The following is a 16,116-nucleotide window of genomic DNA, read 5'->3' as shown; positions in this document are numbered from 1 at the left end:
GGCGTTTTTTTGTTTACAGGGTATCGTGCGCAGTCGGCCTGAGCGGAGAAAGCTCCGTTCGCCAGTCGCACAAACGTAAAAAGCCGCACCCCGAATGGGGTGCGGCTTTTTGAGATGCGGAAGAGAGGACTCGAACCTCCACGGTGTTGCCACCACTGGCACCTGAAGCCAGCGCGTCTACCAATTCCGCCACTTCCGCGTGGCTGTTGTCGGTCGTTGTTGCGACGTCCAACGTGAGAAGGTTTCTATAGCCGGTGCTCGGTTGTGTCAACGCTAAAAATGCAAAAAAAATCACCCGTGGTGTCACTTTGATAAATGGAGGCCCCGGGCATAGAGTCAGCGCGTCGCAGCGCCCGTTATGGAGGGGGCTGATCACGACGACGATTCGGTATGTGTGCGAGGAGCGAGGATGATGGCCACAGATCCCCTGGCGAGGCTTGAGCGGGCGATGGAAGTTGGGGGGCAGCGCCCCACTCTTCGCTGGGAAGAGGTCCCGGAGAGCGATCCCATCGCCCGGCTTCAGGCGTTGATACAGCGCGGTGACGCCAAACGCGAGGAGCCTCCTGTCGATAGCCTTCAGGAGCTGCTCGCCAGCGCGCGTGAGCTCCCCGAGCCCGAGCCCTGGACAAGCGGGCAGGGCGATCCGCTGGAGCGTCTGCGTGCGCTCTGGCGTGAGCCCGACGCCCCGGCGACCGATACGCGCTTCGAGATGTTGGCGGCGAACGATGCGGGGAACATAGGCTCGACGGCGCCTTCAAAGTCGCAAACCGACGCTTCGACCTTCGCTCCGTCATCCCAAAAAGCATCCGCCTCCACACCGGTCGACGCGCTGGGCGCTCAGGTTTACCGCTCGCTGCGCGAGCGCCCCCTCCCCGGTGAGGTCCGTGCGGAGCTCGCCGCACGCATCGCCGGGCTCCTGGACGCTCGCCAGGACGATGCCGAACTTCGCACCATCCTCGATCTCCTTATCTTCGAGCGCTGAACGCGCTGCCTTCCTGACGACAGACTTGATGGGGGGCGATCGGCGTTTACATTTCGCTTGTGGCGATACGAGGCCCCCCGCTTCCATTCGTCGCGAGAGCGTCGGCCCGATGTCGGCGCGCGCCCTGACACCTTCCTCGTGTTGAGGCGTCTGGAGTCGACCCCGAATCGATCAGGAGGACGACATGATTGAGTGGATTGTCATGGCATTCTTTATCGGCGTTCCCGTGCTGTTGCTCGTGGGTGCCGGTGTGGCAATGATCCGCCAGCGACGCGAGACCTTCAGGCTGGCCGACGCCGAGCCCACAGCAGGTGACCTGCCGGGTTCCTCAACCCCTTAAACACTGTAGAGATCACGAAAAGATCGGGCATTGCGCCGCGGCGCGCTCGGGCAGTCCCTGTCACCGGGGATGACGCCTGAGCAGGGGGGGCCAGCGGAGTCGCCATCGTCGCGACCTATCGGGTCGCTGCCTGCAACACGTTGGTCGTGGTCGCAACATCGCGCCATGATGCGACGATATCAGTACGCGGGATCATCAACGATCCCACCGAAGGCCGAACGCCCGGGGGAGCACTCCCCCGGGCGTTCTCTGTCTTAAGCCGGTTTGCCGGGCGGACCGGGCGGGCGCCACGCGCGCCCTCAACGCTTGAGGATCTCGGCCAGGAGCAGATCATCGAGGCCTTTGAGCTCGCGCAGACGCGCGGCGAGTGTGGGTTCGGCGAAGATACGGATCTTTTTGACGACGGCGATGAAGTCGTCCTGGATGCCAGCCACCACCTGCGAGAGCTCATGCAGGGGGTAATGGCGACGCCCGCGCACCTCCGGGTAGACCACCTCAATGGTGTCGATGCGATCTTTATCGCGCGGAGGGATGTCAATGATCAGCGCCGCCGGGTGCAGGGGCATGTTCAGCGCCGAGCCCAGTCGCGCGCTCAGGCGCGCCGTCAGATCGAAGAGCTGCGCGCGCTCCATGGCATAGATCGTCTCATAGGCGCGTTGTTTATCGCGCTCCGCATAGATGCGGCTAAAGGTGGCGACGCGCTTGTAGAGCCGCCGCCGGGTGGTCTGCAGCCCTCCCAGCAGAAAGCGCGGCGCGCTGGGGTCGGGCGACTGGTCGAAGATCCACTCCAGAAGCTGCTCATCATCGCAGCGGAGCAGCGTGCCCAGAAAATCCTCCGGGTCGAGCTGCGCGCGGCTGTGGAAGGCGGCGATCGCGTTCTCCACCATGGCGCTGGCCGCCCGCACGGTATGGTGCCAGTACACCTCGCTGAACATGGTGTAGCGGCTGAACACGAACATCTCGGCGGGCACTTTGCCTTTGGCGGCGATCGCCAGCCCGTCTTCGCGGGCGTTTAAGGTGAGGTTGGCCAGCAGGCGCTCCCGATCGTAGGTGCGCCCGTAGGGCACGCCAATATGGTGGGAGTCACGCTCCAGGTAGTCCATCTTGTCGGCGTCGATCGTGCCGCTGATGATCGAGTGCAGGAGTCGGTCCACCTGCGAGGGCGTCTCGCCAAGATCTCCGGTGCACAGAGCGATGACCCGCTCGGGGTCGACGCCCCAGTCGCGTCGCAGAATCTCGGCGATGGTGCGCGTTCCACGCAGCGCCTCAAACTCCCCCATGATGATGCGGCCACCGACCTCTTCATGGCGGGGTGTGTCTTCTCCTTTGAGGTGCAGCGCCTCCAGGCTGTGTGCGAAGGGGTAGTGGCCGATGTCGTGCAAGAGGCCCGCAGCGAGGACGCTGAGCAGATCCTCCTCACTCAGGGAGCTGGCCAGCTGGGGAAGTCGCCCCAGCGATTGCAAAAACCAGCGCGTGCACCCGAAGACCCCCAGCGAATGCTCAAAGCGCGTGTGCATGGCGCCCGGGTACACAAGATGCGTGGGGCCGAGCATGCGGACGCGCCGAAGTCGCTGAAACGCGGGGTGATCGAGGATCGCCTCGACCCGCGACGTCAGCGCGATGTTGCGCAATTCGGGCACGCGAACCGTGGTGGCGAAGGCGTCAGCTCGCAGCTCGGGCAGGCTGCTAAACGAAGAGGGGTGGGGCATGAGCAGAGGTCCGGTCAAGCTGGCCAGCCCGGCGAACTGGCGCTATGGGGGAGGGAGTCACAGAGAACGACGGGTTCCCCGAGAGGATCGTTTATGTCCTATGAGTTATTCATCAGCCGCGCCAGCCCCTATTCGATGAAGATCGCCGCGATGATGGCCTACCTGGGCGTGGAGCATCGCCTGACCCTCCAGAATGCGATGAACCGCTATGCGGTGATCCGCAGGCTCTCCGGGCGCACGATGGTCCCGATGCTGCGGCGCGACGACTGGGCGTTGAGCGACTCCACGGCGATCGCGCGCTATCTGATGCGTCTTCCCGAGCATCGCCGCCGGCTGTGGATGCCCGAGGGCGTCGACACGCTGAGTTTCCTGCTGGAAGACTTCAGCGACGAGTGGATGGTGCGCTGGATGGCCCTCTCGCGGTGGTTGAACACCGAAGACTGCCGCCACGTCGAGCGCATCATCGGGCGGGAGCTCAGCGCTGGCCTGCCCGGTGTGGGCGGGCTTGTGGGGAGCGCGGCGCGCGCCGCGGTGGTGGGACGCATGGAGGGGTGGGGGGTGAGTGAGACCAACCGCACAACGCTGATGGCCAGCGCGCAGCGCACGCTCGGGGCGGTGGAGCGGGCGCTCGACGACGGGCGCCTCTACCTCTTCGGGGATCGGGCGTCGCTGGCGGATTTTGGCATCTTCGGACCGCTCGGGCAGTACGCCAGTGACCCGACCGGCGCGCGGAAGCTGACGTCGTCGGATTACACCCGGCTTCGCGCCTACCTGCAGCGATTCAACGCCATGCCCGATGGCGAGGTGGTCGAGGGGCAGGCCACCGATGCGTCGCTCGAAGCCCTGGAGGCGCTGATGGCCGAGGCGCTGGGAACCTACTGGGAGGTGATGGTGGCCAACCTGGAGGCGCTTCACAGGAAGAAGCGACCGGCAACCACAGCAGCGAGGCTTCTGGATGGGGCGAGCTTCGAGTTTGCGCCCTCGCGTTACCTCAACGGGCAGCTTCAGGGGTGGTTGCAAGAGATGGAAGACGCCTACAACACGCGCAACGAACTTTTCGGCGCCGAGGGTGCGGTGCTTGAGCGAGCCCTCATCGGGCGCGTCGAAGCGCTTGCCAGCCGACCGGAGGCGGCCGATCTGCTGGCGGCCTACCCCGGGCTTGGCCTGCGCTAGAAGGCGTAGCGATCGCCGGCGCTATATTCCCGACGCCGCGCCGTGCAAAAACGATCGGTTGACCCTGAAGGCGATTCATCCGATAAGGTCACGTCTTTTTGCCGGTGGTGCTAAGGCCCCGGCAGTACACGCGAAGCACGTCACAGGACATCGGTTGCCCGCGCTGATGGCATGCCTCTTGTATGCATGCCGCCGAGGTGATTGACACCTGATCTGCGGCTCCACTAAGGTGCCCAGTCTTGCAACGAGTCAAATTTTGCCCATCGCCGGGCATCGCATGGAGGTTCTATGAGTAAGTCGGTAACACAACTTTGGGCGTTGCTCGGCGTCGTCCTCATCGCGCTGATGGTTTCAGCGTGTGGAGGAGACGACGTCTGCGTGAGCAACGATGAATGCGGCGCCGGTCTGGCCTGCTTCGACGGCGAGTGCGTTCCGCAGGTCCTGGACTGCTACGACGATCTGGATTGCGGTGAGACCTATCTGCAGTGTGTCTCCGGTCAGTGCGTCAACAACACCACCTGTGATGTAAGCACCGACTGTGCTCCCAGCCAGGCGTGTGATGACGCCGGCGCCTGTGTGGCCCGCCAGTGCTCGCGCAGCAGCGACTGCCCCGGCAGCTACCTCTGCGACGAAGGCATCTGCACCACCACCCCGCGCCAGTGCCGCAACGTTGGCGAAGAGTGCGTGCCTGGTGAGCCGACCCGCTCGGGCTTCGCGTGTGAAGACCTCGGCGACGGTCCGACCTGCTACGAGACCTGCAACGAGTACCGCGTCTGCGGTTCCAACGGTCAGGCGACCTCGGCGTTCGATTGTGGTGGTGGGCAGGCCTGTGAGGCCAACCTCACCCTGCAGAACCGCCCGGTTTGCCGTCCCTCGCAGTGCGCGGGTCTCGCCACCGCTGAGGAAGACTGCGCCGACATCGTTGCTGCCGACCCCACCCGCTTCGCCGACGGCGTGAACTGCGGCATGCAGAACGGCGTGCGCACCTGCCTTCCGGCCGGTGATGGCGAAGAGAATGATGCGTGCTCCGACGCCAGCGACTGCTCGCAGGGGCTGGTCTGTGTGACCGACATCGACGCGCTGGCCGATCCCAACTCGGGCAATCCCGTGGTGGACGGCTTCTGCGCGCGCCCCTGCTCCGAAGACGGGCAGTGCGGCGGCGACCAGGCCTGCATCGGTGAGACCAGCGGCGCACTGATGGGCGGCGGCTTCTGCGGCGATCGCTGCGATCCCTTCTCCCACGAAGGCAACCAGTGTGGCGAAGACCTCGCCTGCGCTCCGGTCGACGGTGTCGACGGCATCTGCGGCCGCGAGAGCGACAACAGCCTCGCGCTCTACGCCAGCTGCACCAGCAGCGATCAGTGCCCCGATAGCTCGGGCTGCATTCAGATCGAGCAGGGCGTGCGCAAGTGCCTGCCGATGTGTGATCCGACCCTTCGCACCACCGCTCAGCGCGACGCGACCTGCCCCTCGGCCGATACCAGCGCTTACCTTCAGATCGCGCACTTCGGCGCCGGTCTCCCCGCCGTCGACATCGCCGTGGATGGAGAGACCACCATCGAAGGGCTCGCCTTTGGTAGCATCGCGGGCGAAGACACCTTCATCTCGCTTCCCTCGGGTGACCGCCAGATCACGGTGAGCTCGGCCGGTGCCAGCCCCGTGGTGTTGTTCGACGAGACGCTCAACCTCTCCAGCGGCGCGGCGTTGCTGGTGAGCGCGGTGGCGGACTCGACCGCGGCGAACGGACTCTCGGTGCTGGTCTCCGAACTGGCCCGTGATGAGACGGTGGCGGCCGACCAGGCCCGCGTGCGTCTGACCCACGGTGTGGCGCTGCCGACCCCGGTCGATGTGGTGTTCACCCCGGCTGGCGATGACGTCAGTGAGGCGGCCAACCGCACCTACGCCCTCGAAGGCGCGGTCTTCGGCGACACCGGCGCGTACATCGAGCTGGCCGAAGGCGACTACGATGTCTACGTCTTTGAACAGGGCGCCTTTGAGGCCGCCGAAGCTCTGGCGACGCTGAGCTTCACCGCCACCGGCGGTGCGATCAGCACCGAGTTCATCATCGATGAAAACGCCCCGACCCTGATCAGCGCCCCGTACGACTCGGCGCCGGTCGGTCGTGTGCTCGGCGGCACCTGCCTCAACCTCTCGCAGGGTGCGGCGCAGATCGGCCTCGGCTTCTGCCTGGAGACCTGCGCCAACTCCGACGAGTGGGGCATCGGCGGTTGCAGCGGCGAAGGTAATCGCTGCGATGACTTCGGTGACGGCTCGGGCGTCTGCTTCGCTTCCGGCGGCGTGGAGCTCGGAGACACCTGCTCCGCCGACAGCGATTGCGTCGACGGCGCGCACTGCGACATCACCGGCACCGGTGATGGCGTCTGCCGCTCTTACTGCCAGCCCGACGAGCAGACCAACGACGCGCTCGGCTGCGGCGGCGGTGAGATCTGTGTGGCAACGCAGGGTGTGGACAACTTCGGCAAGTGCCGTCTGCCCTGCAACCCGGGCCCGGACAGCACCGACCCGAACTGCCCGGCCGACCAGCAGGGCTGCTTCGGCCCCGAAGGTCAGACCTTCTGCCAGCCCTCCGGCTCCCTCGGCGAAGGTGCGAGCTGCGGTAGCCCCGAGACCCAGAACTGCCAGCCGGGCCTTGTTTGCGCCCGCCAGGCCAACACCCTGGGCGGCTTCCTGCAGAGCCCCTTCACCGCGCCTGAGTCGCTGGGTGCCCCCGGCGGTACCTGCACCCAGGTCTGTGAGCCCTTCAAAGGTGATAGTGGCTGCCCCGACGGCTTCGCCTGCTCGCCGATCACCCCCGATGGCGCCAGCACGACCCTGGGTCACTGCGTGGAGCGCACCGCGTCTCCGATCCGCTCGCTAGAGCCCTGCGCCCTCGAGGACACCGGTAAGATGTGCGGCGAGAACTCCTTCTGCATCGAAGAAGCGATCAACGCCTGCGCCGAGCCTCAGGCCATCTGCGTGCAGCTCTGCGACTTCTTCGGCGGTGGCGGTTGCACCGACGGCACCGTCTGTGAGGCCTGGTCCGATGATGGACCGCTCTTCGGTCTCTACGGCATCTGCCGCTGATCGGAAGGGCCGGGCTGTGATGCCCGGTTCTCAACCGGTTTGAACTTAGAACCGCGGGCTTCGGCCCGCGGTTTTTTTTGTGTTCGGCGAGGTCGTCGGCCCTGTGCTCGAGCTCGCCAGGATATGGCGAGGTCGCAGACCGGATGAACGTCGGTCAGCTCAGGGCTCGGACCGCGGCCCGGGCCGCGTCGGGATGTGTCGGGTTGAAGCGTCCGAGAGGGTGAGGGGCACGGATTCCCAGGCGTGCCAGGCGCGATCCAGAAGAGGGGGCTGCGCGGGGGCTTCGCTGCTCAGAACGGCGCCTCAATGGAGCACCTCGGGCAGGCGAAAGGTGGCGAGAACTGGCCCTGAGATGAGGTTTGTGATCGCGTGCAGGATTTTTGATAGAACCTGTTGACAGGGTAGGGGGGCGGTGTTAATTAAGCTGCCCACCGGGTCGGAGGAACATTCCCGACAGCGGTAGCGGCGGCGAACGTAGCCAACGCACTGGGGTGTAGCCAAGTGGTAAGGCACCTGGTTTTGGTCCAGGCATTCCTAGGTTCGAATCCTAGCACCCCAGCTTCAAGCCAGCTCGACGCGACGCTTTGAAAGCGCGCAACGACGATGAGCTGACGAGAACGACAATCGCGCTGGGCCTCTCTGGCGAGTACGAATGAGAGGTCGGCGCGTTTTTTTCGGAACGCGGGCGGCATCACAGGCCGACTACGCATCAATCGCGCCCTCGCGCTGGTAAGCATGATAAGCCAGCACGTCCAGGGGACCATTGGAGGATGTCATGGCTTCGAAGAATAAACCTACCCTGAACGCGACGGTTCGCGCCGAGTCCGGGAAGGGCGTCGCGCGCAAGCTGCGCGCGCAAGGCTTGATCCCGGCCATTTGCTACGGGACGAACACCGAGAACATCTCGCTGGCGATGGACCCGGCGGAGTTCGATAAAATCATGGACACCAAGCGTCAGATCAACTCGGTGTTCAACGTCGCGCTCGACAACGGCACCACCGTTGAGAACGTGATGCTTCGCGACTACCAGTTCGATCCGATCCGTCGCGTCGTCATTCACGCCGACCTGGTCGTCGTCGACATGGACACCCCGGTTCAGGTCAGCGTGCCGATCGAGCCGACCGGTCGCGCCAAAGGCGTTCGCATGGGTGGTCGCCTTCGCGTCATCCAGCCGGTGGTCAAGGTCGCCGCGCGCCCCGACGATATCCCCGAGGAGATCGTCGTGGATGTCACCGAGCTTGCTCCCGACGGCGCCATCATGGCCAGCGAGCTGACCTACCCCGAAGGGGTTGAGCCGGCGTACAAGATGGACTACGCCCTGCTGCGTATCCAGATGCCGCGCAAGAAGGTCACCAAAGAAGAAGACGCCAAGGCGAAGAAGGCCAAGAAGGCCGGCTGAGCTTAAGCGCAGGTTGTGTACGACCTTTGAAAGACCGAGAGCCTTTGCTGCTCTCGGTCTTTTGAGTTTTTGAGCAGGAGTTCTCAGGTGTTCGAGTGGATTCGCCGGCTTCTGGCTCCGAAGGAGGATGGGGTGAGTCGAACGCTGATCGTGGGCCTGGGTAACCCGGGGCCGAAGTACGAGGGGACGCGCCATAACATCGGCTTTGCGGCGGTGGATGCGCTGGCGCAGCGCTATCAGATGACCGTCACTCAGTCGAAGTTTCACGGGGTCTACACCACGGGCATCATCGGTGGCCACGACGTGGCGCTCTTGAAGCCGCTGACCTTTATGAACCTCTCGGGCAAGTCGGTAGCCCCGGCGTTGAACTTCTTTAACGTGACCCCCGATCGCCTGATCGTGCTCCACGATGAGCTCGACGTGGAGCTGGGGCAGATGAAGATCAAAGAGGGCGGCGGCCACGGCGGCCACAACGGCCTGCGAGACATTGTCGCCAAGACCGGCACCCGGGAGTTTATTCGACTGCGCTTAGGCATTGGTCGGCCCGAGCACGGCGATGTGACGAACCACGTGCTGGGGCGTTTTCGCCCCGATGAGACCGTGGCCGTCGATCGCCTGCTCGACGACGCCTGCGATGCGGTGGAGGTCGTGCTTAAAGAAGGTGTGGCCGCGGCTCAGAACCGATTTCACGGGCGTTAAGGCGGCTTCAGGTATTTTTCGCTGGAAAATCTGCCCGAGCAGGTGTATGGGTTCCCCCCCCTTGATGGGTGTCTGGCGATGATTCGCCTTAAGACACCACACTGGAGTGTGATGATGACGATGTTGTTCAAGTTCCGCCGCGCCTTTGCGGCCCTTCTCAGCCTGATGGTGTGGGGTGCCTCCGCTCCGGCGATGGCCCACCACACCGGCGATGACGAAGGCGGCGATGAGATCGCCCATCACACCGACGACGACGGGGAAGCAGAAGTAGACGCGCGGCTCGCGCACCACACCGATGATGATGGTGAGGCCGAAGCCGCCTGAACGATGGTGTTCAACAGGATTGCGCCGCGCCTTCATGTGAGGCCGGCACGAACCTCGCTCCGCTGCATGTTAAGGCGGGGCTTTACCCGAGAGGTTATTTCATGGCTGTAGAGAGACTACGCGAATACGAGACGATCTACATCGTGCGTCCCGACGCCGGCGAAGAGGAGTTCGCCCGGCTTCGTGAGCGCGTTGAAGGGATCATCGAGAACGAAGGCGGTCACCTGCTTAAGTTCGACGACTGGGGCCAGCGCAAGCTCGCCTACGAGATTCACGACAAGTCGGAATCCCGTCGTTTTGAGCGCGGCAACTACCAGTACTACCGCTACCTGGTCGGCGGAAACACGGTTGCGGAGATCGAGCGCAACCTGCAGCTGATCGACTCGGTGTTGAAGTTTTTGACCGTCAAGCTGGAAGACGATCTCATCGCTGAGGAGCGCCTGGCGCGCCCCGAAGAGGAAGAGGTCGAAGAGGTCATCCCGGCTCAGGACGACGACGAATAGGAGGCTGTGATGGAAGTCATTCTGACCGAAGATGTGCCCAATCTCGGCGAGATGGGCGAGATCGTGAAGGTTGCTCCGGGCTACGGCCGGAACTTCCTTATCCCCAAAGGTCTGGCGCTGCCGGCCAGCGCCACCGAAAAGAAGGCGCTGGAGCACAAAAAGCGTCAGATCGAGCTCCGCAAGGAGCGCGAGCGCGAAGAGGCTCTGGGCGTTCAGTCCAAGCTCGACGGCGTGCGTATCACCATTGCCAAGCGCGTGTCCGAAGGCGACACCCTCTACGGCTCGGTGACCCCGCGTGAGATCGCCGACGTGCTCAAGCAGGAAGGCTTCGAGGTGGAGCACCGCTTTATCGAAGTCGGCCGCGGCCTCGACGAGCTCGGCATCTACAAGGTGCCGGTGAAGCTTGCCAGCGGCGTCTACGCTCACATCATCCTGTGGGTTGTGGCGATGTAAGTTGGCTTTGCCTGCGGGCATAAGCGATAAAGAGCCCACGATGAGCGCATCGTGGGCTCTTTTTTTGTTCTGGCGAGAAGGCGCCGTCTCGGTTTGAACCCGGCGCATCAGGAGAGACATGGCGATCGATGTTAGCCGCGCGCCGCAGGCGCTGGAGGCGTTGGCCGGGGAGCTTGAGGGGGAGCTGCGCCTCGATGATCTGCACCGCTCGCTCTATGCGCAGGACGCCTCGGTGTATCAGGCCGAGCCGGTGGGGGTGGTCTTCCCGCGCACGGTCGAAGACGTGCAGGCGATTGTGCGCACCGCCGACGCGCTGGGGCTTGGGCTTGTGCCCCGAGCTGCTGGCACGAGCCTGGCCGGCCAATGCGTGGGAGAGGGGCTGGTGGTCGATGTGGGCCGCCATATGAACCAGATCCTGGAGCTCAACGTCGAGGAGCGCTGGGTGCGGGTGCAGCCCGGGGTGGTGCTCGACGAGCTCAACCGTTTTCTCGCGCCGCACGGGCTCTTCTTTGGGCCGGACACCTCGACGTCAAACCGCTGCATGATCGGCGGGATGATTGGCAACAACTCCTGCGGCAGTCACTCCATCCTCTACGGCAACACGATGGCGCATGTGCTGGAGTTGGGGGTGGTCCTCTCCGACGCGAGCTTTGAGCGGGTGGGGCTCTGGAGTGAGGCTGAGTTAAAGGACCGGATGCAGCGCCCGGACCGGCTCGGAGAGTCGTTGCGCACCCTCGATCGCATCATGCGCGAGCATGGCGAGCTCATTGAGGAGCGCTACCCGCGCCGCGATGTGGTGCGGCGCAACACGGGCTTTCCGCTCGATGATATCCTCTGGCGAGCGCCTTATGAGGAGGGCGGTGAGCCCTTCTCGCTGGCGCGTTTCCTGTGCGGGACCGAGGGGACGCTGGGGCTGATGACCGAGGCCAAACTCAACCTGGTGGAGAAGCCGCGCGAGAAATGCGTGGTCTGCGTGCACTTCGACTCGCTGGAGGCTTCGCTGCGCGCGACGGTCGCGGCGGTGCGGCATAACCCGGCGGCCGTCGAGCTGATTGACCGGCGCGTGCTGGAGCAGACCCGCCAGAACATCGAGCAGGCCCGCAATCGTTTCTGGGTCGAGGGCGATCCGGACGCGGTGCTGGTGGTGGAGTTCTTCCGCGAGAGCCACGACGCGCTCGAGGAGGCCTGTCAGACGCTCATTGCCGAGCTCAAAGAGCTGGGCATGGGCTACGCCTACCCGATCTTGAGGGCGCCGCAGGATAAGGCGGTCTGGGAACTTCGAAAGGCCGGGCTCGGCCTGCTCATGGGCATAGAGGGCGACGTCAAACCGGTGACGGTGGTGGAAGATACCGCGGTGGCCGTCGATGTGCTGCCGGATTACGTGCGCGACTTCGCGGCGATCATGGACGCCTACAACACCGCCTGTGTGTATTACGCGCACGCCTCGGTGGGGGAGCTGCACCTGCGGCCGGAGCTCAACCTCAAAGACCCGGAAGATGTGGAGCGTTTTAAGGGCATCGCCACCGATGTGGCCGACCTGGTGCGCCGCTACCGCGGCGCCATCAGTGGTGAGCATGGCGATGGGCGGGTGCGCTCGCCACTTCTGGAGCGTTTTTACGGGCCGGAGATCATGGCCCTGCATCGCCAGGTTAAAGACGCGTTTGATCCCCGGGGGATCTTTAATCCCCGAAATATCGTCGATCCCCGACCGATCGATGCTGATTTTCGCTTTGTGCCCGGCAAGCCCACCCCCGAGCTGCGCACCTACTTTAAGTGGGAGGCGGAGCGGGGGCTCGTGCGGGCCACCGAGCTCTGCAACGGCGCCGGCGTCTGCCGCAAGAGCGCAGCCGCCGGTGGCACGATGTGCCCGAGTTATATGGCCACCGGCGATGAGAAAGACACAACGCGGGGGCGCGCCAACGTTTTTCGCACGCTTTTGACCGGTGCGGAGCCCGAGGCGGCCTTTGAGAGTGAAGCGCTCTCCGAGGCGCTCGATCTCTGCCTCTCCTGCAAAGGGTGCAAGAGCGAATGCCCGGCCAACGTCGATATGGCGCGTATGAAGGCGGAGTTCTTACAGCAGCGCTACGATCGTCAGGGGACCCCGGCGCGCGCGCTGCTCTTCGGGCATTATGGCAAGCTCAGCCGCCTGGGTTCGTGGTTCCCCTGGTTGGCGAACTTCACGCTGACCTTTGCGCTGACGCGCTGGTTCTTTAACACCTTCTTCAAGCTCGCCCCCGAGCGCCAGCTGCCTTTGATGGCGCCCAGGAGCTTCGACCGTGCCCTTAAAAACGCCCGCCGCTCCGGCGCGCTGGCTGCGCCGCCTGCCGGGGAGGGCGCCACATCCAGAGAGGTCTGGCTCTACGTCGATCCCTTCACCGACTACACCGAGCCCGAGCTGGGGCTTGCAGCCGTGGAGGTGTTGGAGGCAGCCGGCTACCGCGTGCAGCGCTTTGGCATGCGTGATGACGGGCGCACCTACCTCTCCAAAGGCATGGTGCGCGCGGCGCGGGAGCTGATGGAGCGCGGACTTCGTCAGGTGCAGGACGACCTCGAAGCTCACCCGGACCGGAGGGTGGTGGGCCTTGAGCCCAGCGCCCTGTTGACCTTCCGCGATGAGCTTGGCGAGCTGGTCGATGAGGCGCTGCGCCCGGTGGCCGAGGATCTGGCCGGGCGCTCCCTGCTGCTGGAAGAGTTTATCGTGCAGGAGGTGGAGGCGGGGCGCTGGCCCGAGGGGCTTTTTGAGACCGAGAGGGCGCAGCCGGCGCTGTTGCACGGGCATTGCCACCAGAAGGCCATCTGCGGCACCACCGCCACCGAGGTGGCCCTGGGGCTGGCCGGCTTTGAGGTAGAGACGCTCAAGACGGGCTGCTGCGGGATGGCCGGATCCTTTGGCTATGAGGCCGAGCATTATGAGGTGTCGATGAAGGTCGGCGAGCTCGTGCTTTTGCCGCGAGCCCGCGCGATGGAGGAGGGGCAGGTGCTGATCGCGCCGGGCACCTCGTGCCGCCACCAGATCAAAGATGGGGCCTCGCGCGAGGCGATGCATCCGGCGCTGGCCTTGAAAATGCGCCTTAAGGCTCGCCAGGGCTAAGCAGGGCGATCACGCAGGGGGCGTTGGGGTGTGTGTGGCTTCGTCGCCCTCGGAGGGCCTGGTGAGCGTTACGCGCTCCCAGGTGCCGGCCTCGGTGTTGTGCTCCCAGATGGTGTGGGCGTGGGTGTCGCAGACAAAGAGCGAGTCGCCCGAGCTTGTGAGAGCGGTGGGAAAGCGTAGTTCCGGGGTGTCGAGGGTTTGCAGACGCTCGTGCTCGAGATCGAAGCAGCGCAGCGCGCAGTTCAGGGCGTCGGCGATGTAGATGCGCCCCCGGTGTACGGTGACGCCCCGGGGGTGTTGCATCAGGGCGTTGCGCGGTGGGCCATCGACCATGCCGTGCTCAAAGAGGCTCTTGCCCACCAGGGTTGCGACGCGGTTGGAGCGCAGGTTGAGGCAGCGAAGCGTCGAGGAGGTGCTGTCGATGATGAGCAGCTGATCGTCATGCATCACCAGACCCGTGGGCTGGGCGAAGGCGGCCGAGCGGCGGTGGCCGTCGATGCTGTCCTCGTGACCCGTGCCGGCGAATGCCTCGATGGTGTGGTCGTCGAGATTCATGCGCAGGATCGTGTGGGTGCCGGCGCAGGCGATATAAAGCCAGGAGCCGTGTCGGGCCAGCGCCCGGGGCGCGTGAACCTGGCCCTGATCGTCGGGAGGTAAGAGCGCCAGGGTGTCGACCTGTCCGCGGGCCATATCGATGCTACGGATGGCGTGGTTGGCGGTATCGGCTACCAGCAGGTGGTCATCGACAAACGCCAGCCCGCGCGGCCGGAAGAAGCGGGCCTTCTCGGCCGGGCCGTCTTCGAAGCCAGGCTCCGGGCCCCCAAACGTCTCTAGCAGCTCGCCGTCGTGACGTGTGAGCACGATGCGGTGGTGGCCGGTGTCGGCGATGGCCAGGCGGTCTTGTGTCGCGCTGAGTCCCGCCGGGTAGCTCAGGCGATCTGGAGGTCGAGTGGACGAGGGGAGGGTTGGGTGAGGGTGATCCGGCGCGTCGGTCAGCCCGAGTAGGCCCTCCAGCGCGTCGATGAGGTGTAGGGGGTCGGGGACCCCTCGCACCACCCGGCAGACATAGCCCCGGGGATCGATGAGCGCGAAGGTGGGGAGCTCGCGCACGCTGAAGGTTCGCGCCAGACGGTGGTCGTTGTCGACGGCCACCGCGAAGGGGACGCCGATGCGCTCCACCGCGCTTTGCAGGTAGTCCAGGTCGTGTTCGCCCGCAAAGCGCGGGCTGTGCACGGCGATGATCTGCAGGGGGCGCCCCTCAAAGCGTTGCAGGGCGCGATGCATCGCCGGCAGGCCCTCCTGGCAGCGGATGCAGGTGGAGCTCCAGAACCCCAGCATCACCACCTGTCCCAGAAGATCGTCGAGACGCAGGGGCTGATCCACGTTGATCCAGGGCAGCTCGGGGAACTCCGGCGGGCGAATGCCGTGGGTGCAGGGGGTCAGACGCATCGCGGGGCTCCTGACGGGCGAAAAGGGATCGCGCCCGGGCATGAACACCGCTCCAGATGTGCCTCAATGCTCCCCTGGTGGGAGGTTGCATGTGCTTGAATTAGTTGAGGAACTCAAGCAGGGCATCGCGGAAGGCGTCCGGGCGCTCGATGGGCACGGTGTGGCCGCAGCGCTCCACTACAATGTGCGTCCCACCCAGCAGGTCGGCCAGCGCTTTTGCGCCCTCGGTGCTCACCAAAAGGTCCTGATCGGCGGAGATCACCAGGGTCTCCACGTTAAGGTTGCCGGCCAGATCGGCGACCGGGGGGAAGGCCATCAGCCCTTCGAGTAAGAGGCGCACGCCCTCCTGTGAGTTGCGCTGCACGGAGGCCTTGATGACGTTGTCGAGAAACGTCTGGTGGGAGGCCAGGAAGTCGTCGCCGAGGATCGTGGGCAGAGAGGCCCAGGCCATCGCCTCAAGGCCGCCGGTGACGAGCACCTGGTGCCAGGCGCGCACGATCGTCTCGGCCAGAGCGGTGGGGCGGGCGGTGGCGCTGCAGAGGACCAGGCGGTCGAGGCGCTCGGGGAAGTCGTTGGCGAAGCCAAGCGCGACGCGGGCCCCGTGGCTGAAACCGGCCAGATGAGCGCGCTCGATGCCCAGGTGATCGAAGAGTTCGGCGAGGTCGGCGGCGTGTTGGGCGAGCGTGGGGGGAGCGTCGGGGAGGTCGCTCCCTCCCTGGCCGCGGGCGTCGTAGAGGAGCACGCGGAAGTGCTCGCGCAGCGCGCGGGCCTGGCTGCCCCAGTGCTGGGTGGACTGCGTCATCCCGTTGAGCAGCACAAGCCAGGGCCCCTGGCTGTGCGTGTCGTGGGTTTCGTAATGAAGTGTCGTGCCGTCGGAGAGCGTCATCGTGCTCAAGGGGGACCTCGTGCT

The 16,116-nt window shown here is 65.0% G+C and carries 13 protein-coding genes and 2 tRNA genes; 11 read left to right on the top strand and 4 right to left on the bottom strand.

Going from position 1 to position 16,116, the window contains the following annotated elements; genetic code table 11:
• Window positions 1-115 precede the first annotated feature (115 nt).
• Window positions 116-199, bottom strand: a tRNA-Leu gene (locus FRC96_RS08840).
• Window positions 200-412: 213 nt separating this feature from the next.
• Here FRC96_RS08840 and FRC96_RS08835 point away from each other — a divergent pair.
• Together FRC96_RS08835 and FRC96_RS21970 are read left to right on the top strand one after the other, a co-directional pair.
• Window positions 413-982, top strand: coding sequence for a hypothetical protein (locus FRC96_RS08835; protein ID WP_146974132.1), 570 nt, complete (start codon window positions 413-415; stop codon window positions 980-982).
• Between the two features lie 184 nt (window positions 983-1,166).
• Complete coding sequence (locus FRC96_RS21970; protein WP_230470044.1) at window positions 1,167-1,322, top strand: hypothetical protein; 156 nt, start codon at window positions 1,167-1,169, stop codon at window positions 1,320-1,322.
• A gap of 299 nt (window positions 1,323-1,621) precedes the next feature.
• Here the strand turns inward: FRC96_RS21970 and FRC96_RS08830 are convergent, their stop codons facing one another.
• Window positions 1,622-3,031: an HD domain-containing protein gene (locus FRC96_RS08830; RefSeq protein WP_146974131.1), complete on the bottom strand. Its 1,410-nt coding sequence runs from the start codon at window positions 3,029-3,031 to the stop codon at window positions 1,622-1,624.
• Between the two features lie 93 nt (window positions 3,032-3,124).
• On the opposite strand from FRC96_RS08830, the gene FRC96_RS08825 reads away from it, so the two are divergent.
• The 9 genes from FRC96_RS08825 to FRC96_RS08785 all read left to right on the top strand — a co-directional run bounded on the left by FRC96_RS08825 (window position 3,125) and on the right by FRC96_RS08785 (window position 13,757).
• Window positions 3,125-4,204: a glutathione S-transferase family protein gene (locus FRC96_RS08825; protein WP_230470043.1), complete on the top strand. Its 1,080-nt coding sequence runs from the start codon at window positions 3,125-3,127 to the stop codon at window positions 4,202-4,204.
• Between the two features lie 288 nt (window positions 4,205-4,492).
• Window positions 4,493-7,288 (top strand): DUF4397 domain-containing protein, encoded by a 2,796-nt coding sequence (locus tag FRC96_RS08820; RefSeq protein WP_146974129.1) that lies wholly within the window; start codon window positions 4,493-4,495, stop codon window positions 7,286-7,288.
• A 487-nt stretch (window positions 7,289-7,775) separates the two neighbouring features.
• Window positions 7,776-7,847, top strand: a tRNA-Gln gene (locus FRC96_RS08815).
• Between the two features lie 216 nt (window positions 7,848-8,063).
• The gene (locus tag FRC96_RS08810; protein WP_146974128.1) at window positions 8,064-8,687 is read left to right on the top strand and encodes a 50S ribosomal protein L25; all 624 of its coding nucleotides are present in this window, start codon (window positions 8,064-8,066) and stop codon (window positions 8,685-8,687) included.
• A 132-nt stretch (window positions 8,688-8,819) separates the two neighbouring features.
• Entirely contained in the window at window positions 8,820-9,386 is a 567-nt protein-coding gene (gene pth, locus FRC96_RS08805; RefSeq protein WP_146974222.1) for an aminoacyl-tRNA hydrolase, read from the top strand.
• A 114-nt stretch (window positions 9,387-9,500) separates the two neighbouring features.
• Entirely contained in the window at window positions 9,501-9,710 is a 210-nt protein-coding gene (locus FRC96_RS08800; RefSeq protein ID WP_146974127.1) for a hypothetical protein, read from the top strand.
• A gap of 101 nt (window positions 9,711-9,811) precedes the next feature.
• Window positions 9,812-10,213: a 30S ribosomal protein S6 gene (gene rpsF / locus FRC96_RS08795; protein ID WP_115603231.1), complete on the top strand. Its 402-nt coding sequence runs from the start codon at window positions 9,812-9,814 to the stop codon at window positions 10,211-10,213.
• A 9-nt stretch (window positions 10,214-10,222) separates the two neighbouring features.
• A complete protein-coding gene (rplI, locus tag FRC96_RS08790; protein WP_146974126.1) occupies window positions 10,223-10,666 on the top strand; it encodes a 50S ribosomal protein L9 in 444 nt (147 codons plus the stop codon).
• Window positions 10,667-10,784: 118 nt separating this feature from the next.
• Window positions 10,785-13,757: an FAD-binding and (Fe-S)-binding domain-containing protein gene (locus tag FRC96_RS08785; RefSeq protein ID WP_146974125.1), complete on the top strand. Its 2,973-nt coding sequence runs from the start codon at window positions 10,785-10,787 to the stop codon at window positions 13,755-13,757.
• A 9-nt stretch (window positions 13,758-13,766) separates the two neighbouring features.
• Here FRC96_RS08785 and FRC96_RS08780 read toward each other — a convergent pair whose 3' ends face one another.
• The gene (locus FRC96_RS08780; RefSeq protein WP_230470041.1) at window positions 13,767-15,206 is read right to left on the bottom strand and encodes a redoxin domain-containing protein; all 1,440 of its coding nucleotides are present in this window, start codon (window positions 15,204-15,206) and stop codon (window positions 13,767-13,769) included.
• A gap of 100 nt (window positions 15,207-15,306) precedes the next feature.
• Window positions 15,307-16,092, bottom strand: coding sequence for an alpha/beta fold hydrolase (locus tag FRC96_RS08775; protein ID WP_230470068.1), 786 nt, complete (start codon window positions 16,090-16,092; stop codon window positions 15,307-15,309).
• Between the last annotated feature and the right edge of the window lie 24 nt (window positions 16,093-16,116).

The sequence above is a fragment of the Lujinxingia vulgaris genome, assembly GCF_007997005.1.
GTDB lineage: Bacteria > Myxococcota_A > Bradymonadia > Bradymonadales > Bradymonadaceae > Lujinxingia.
Note: the sequence above shows the minus strand (reverse complement) of the source record. Positions and strands in the feature narration are given on the sequence as shown.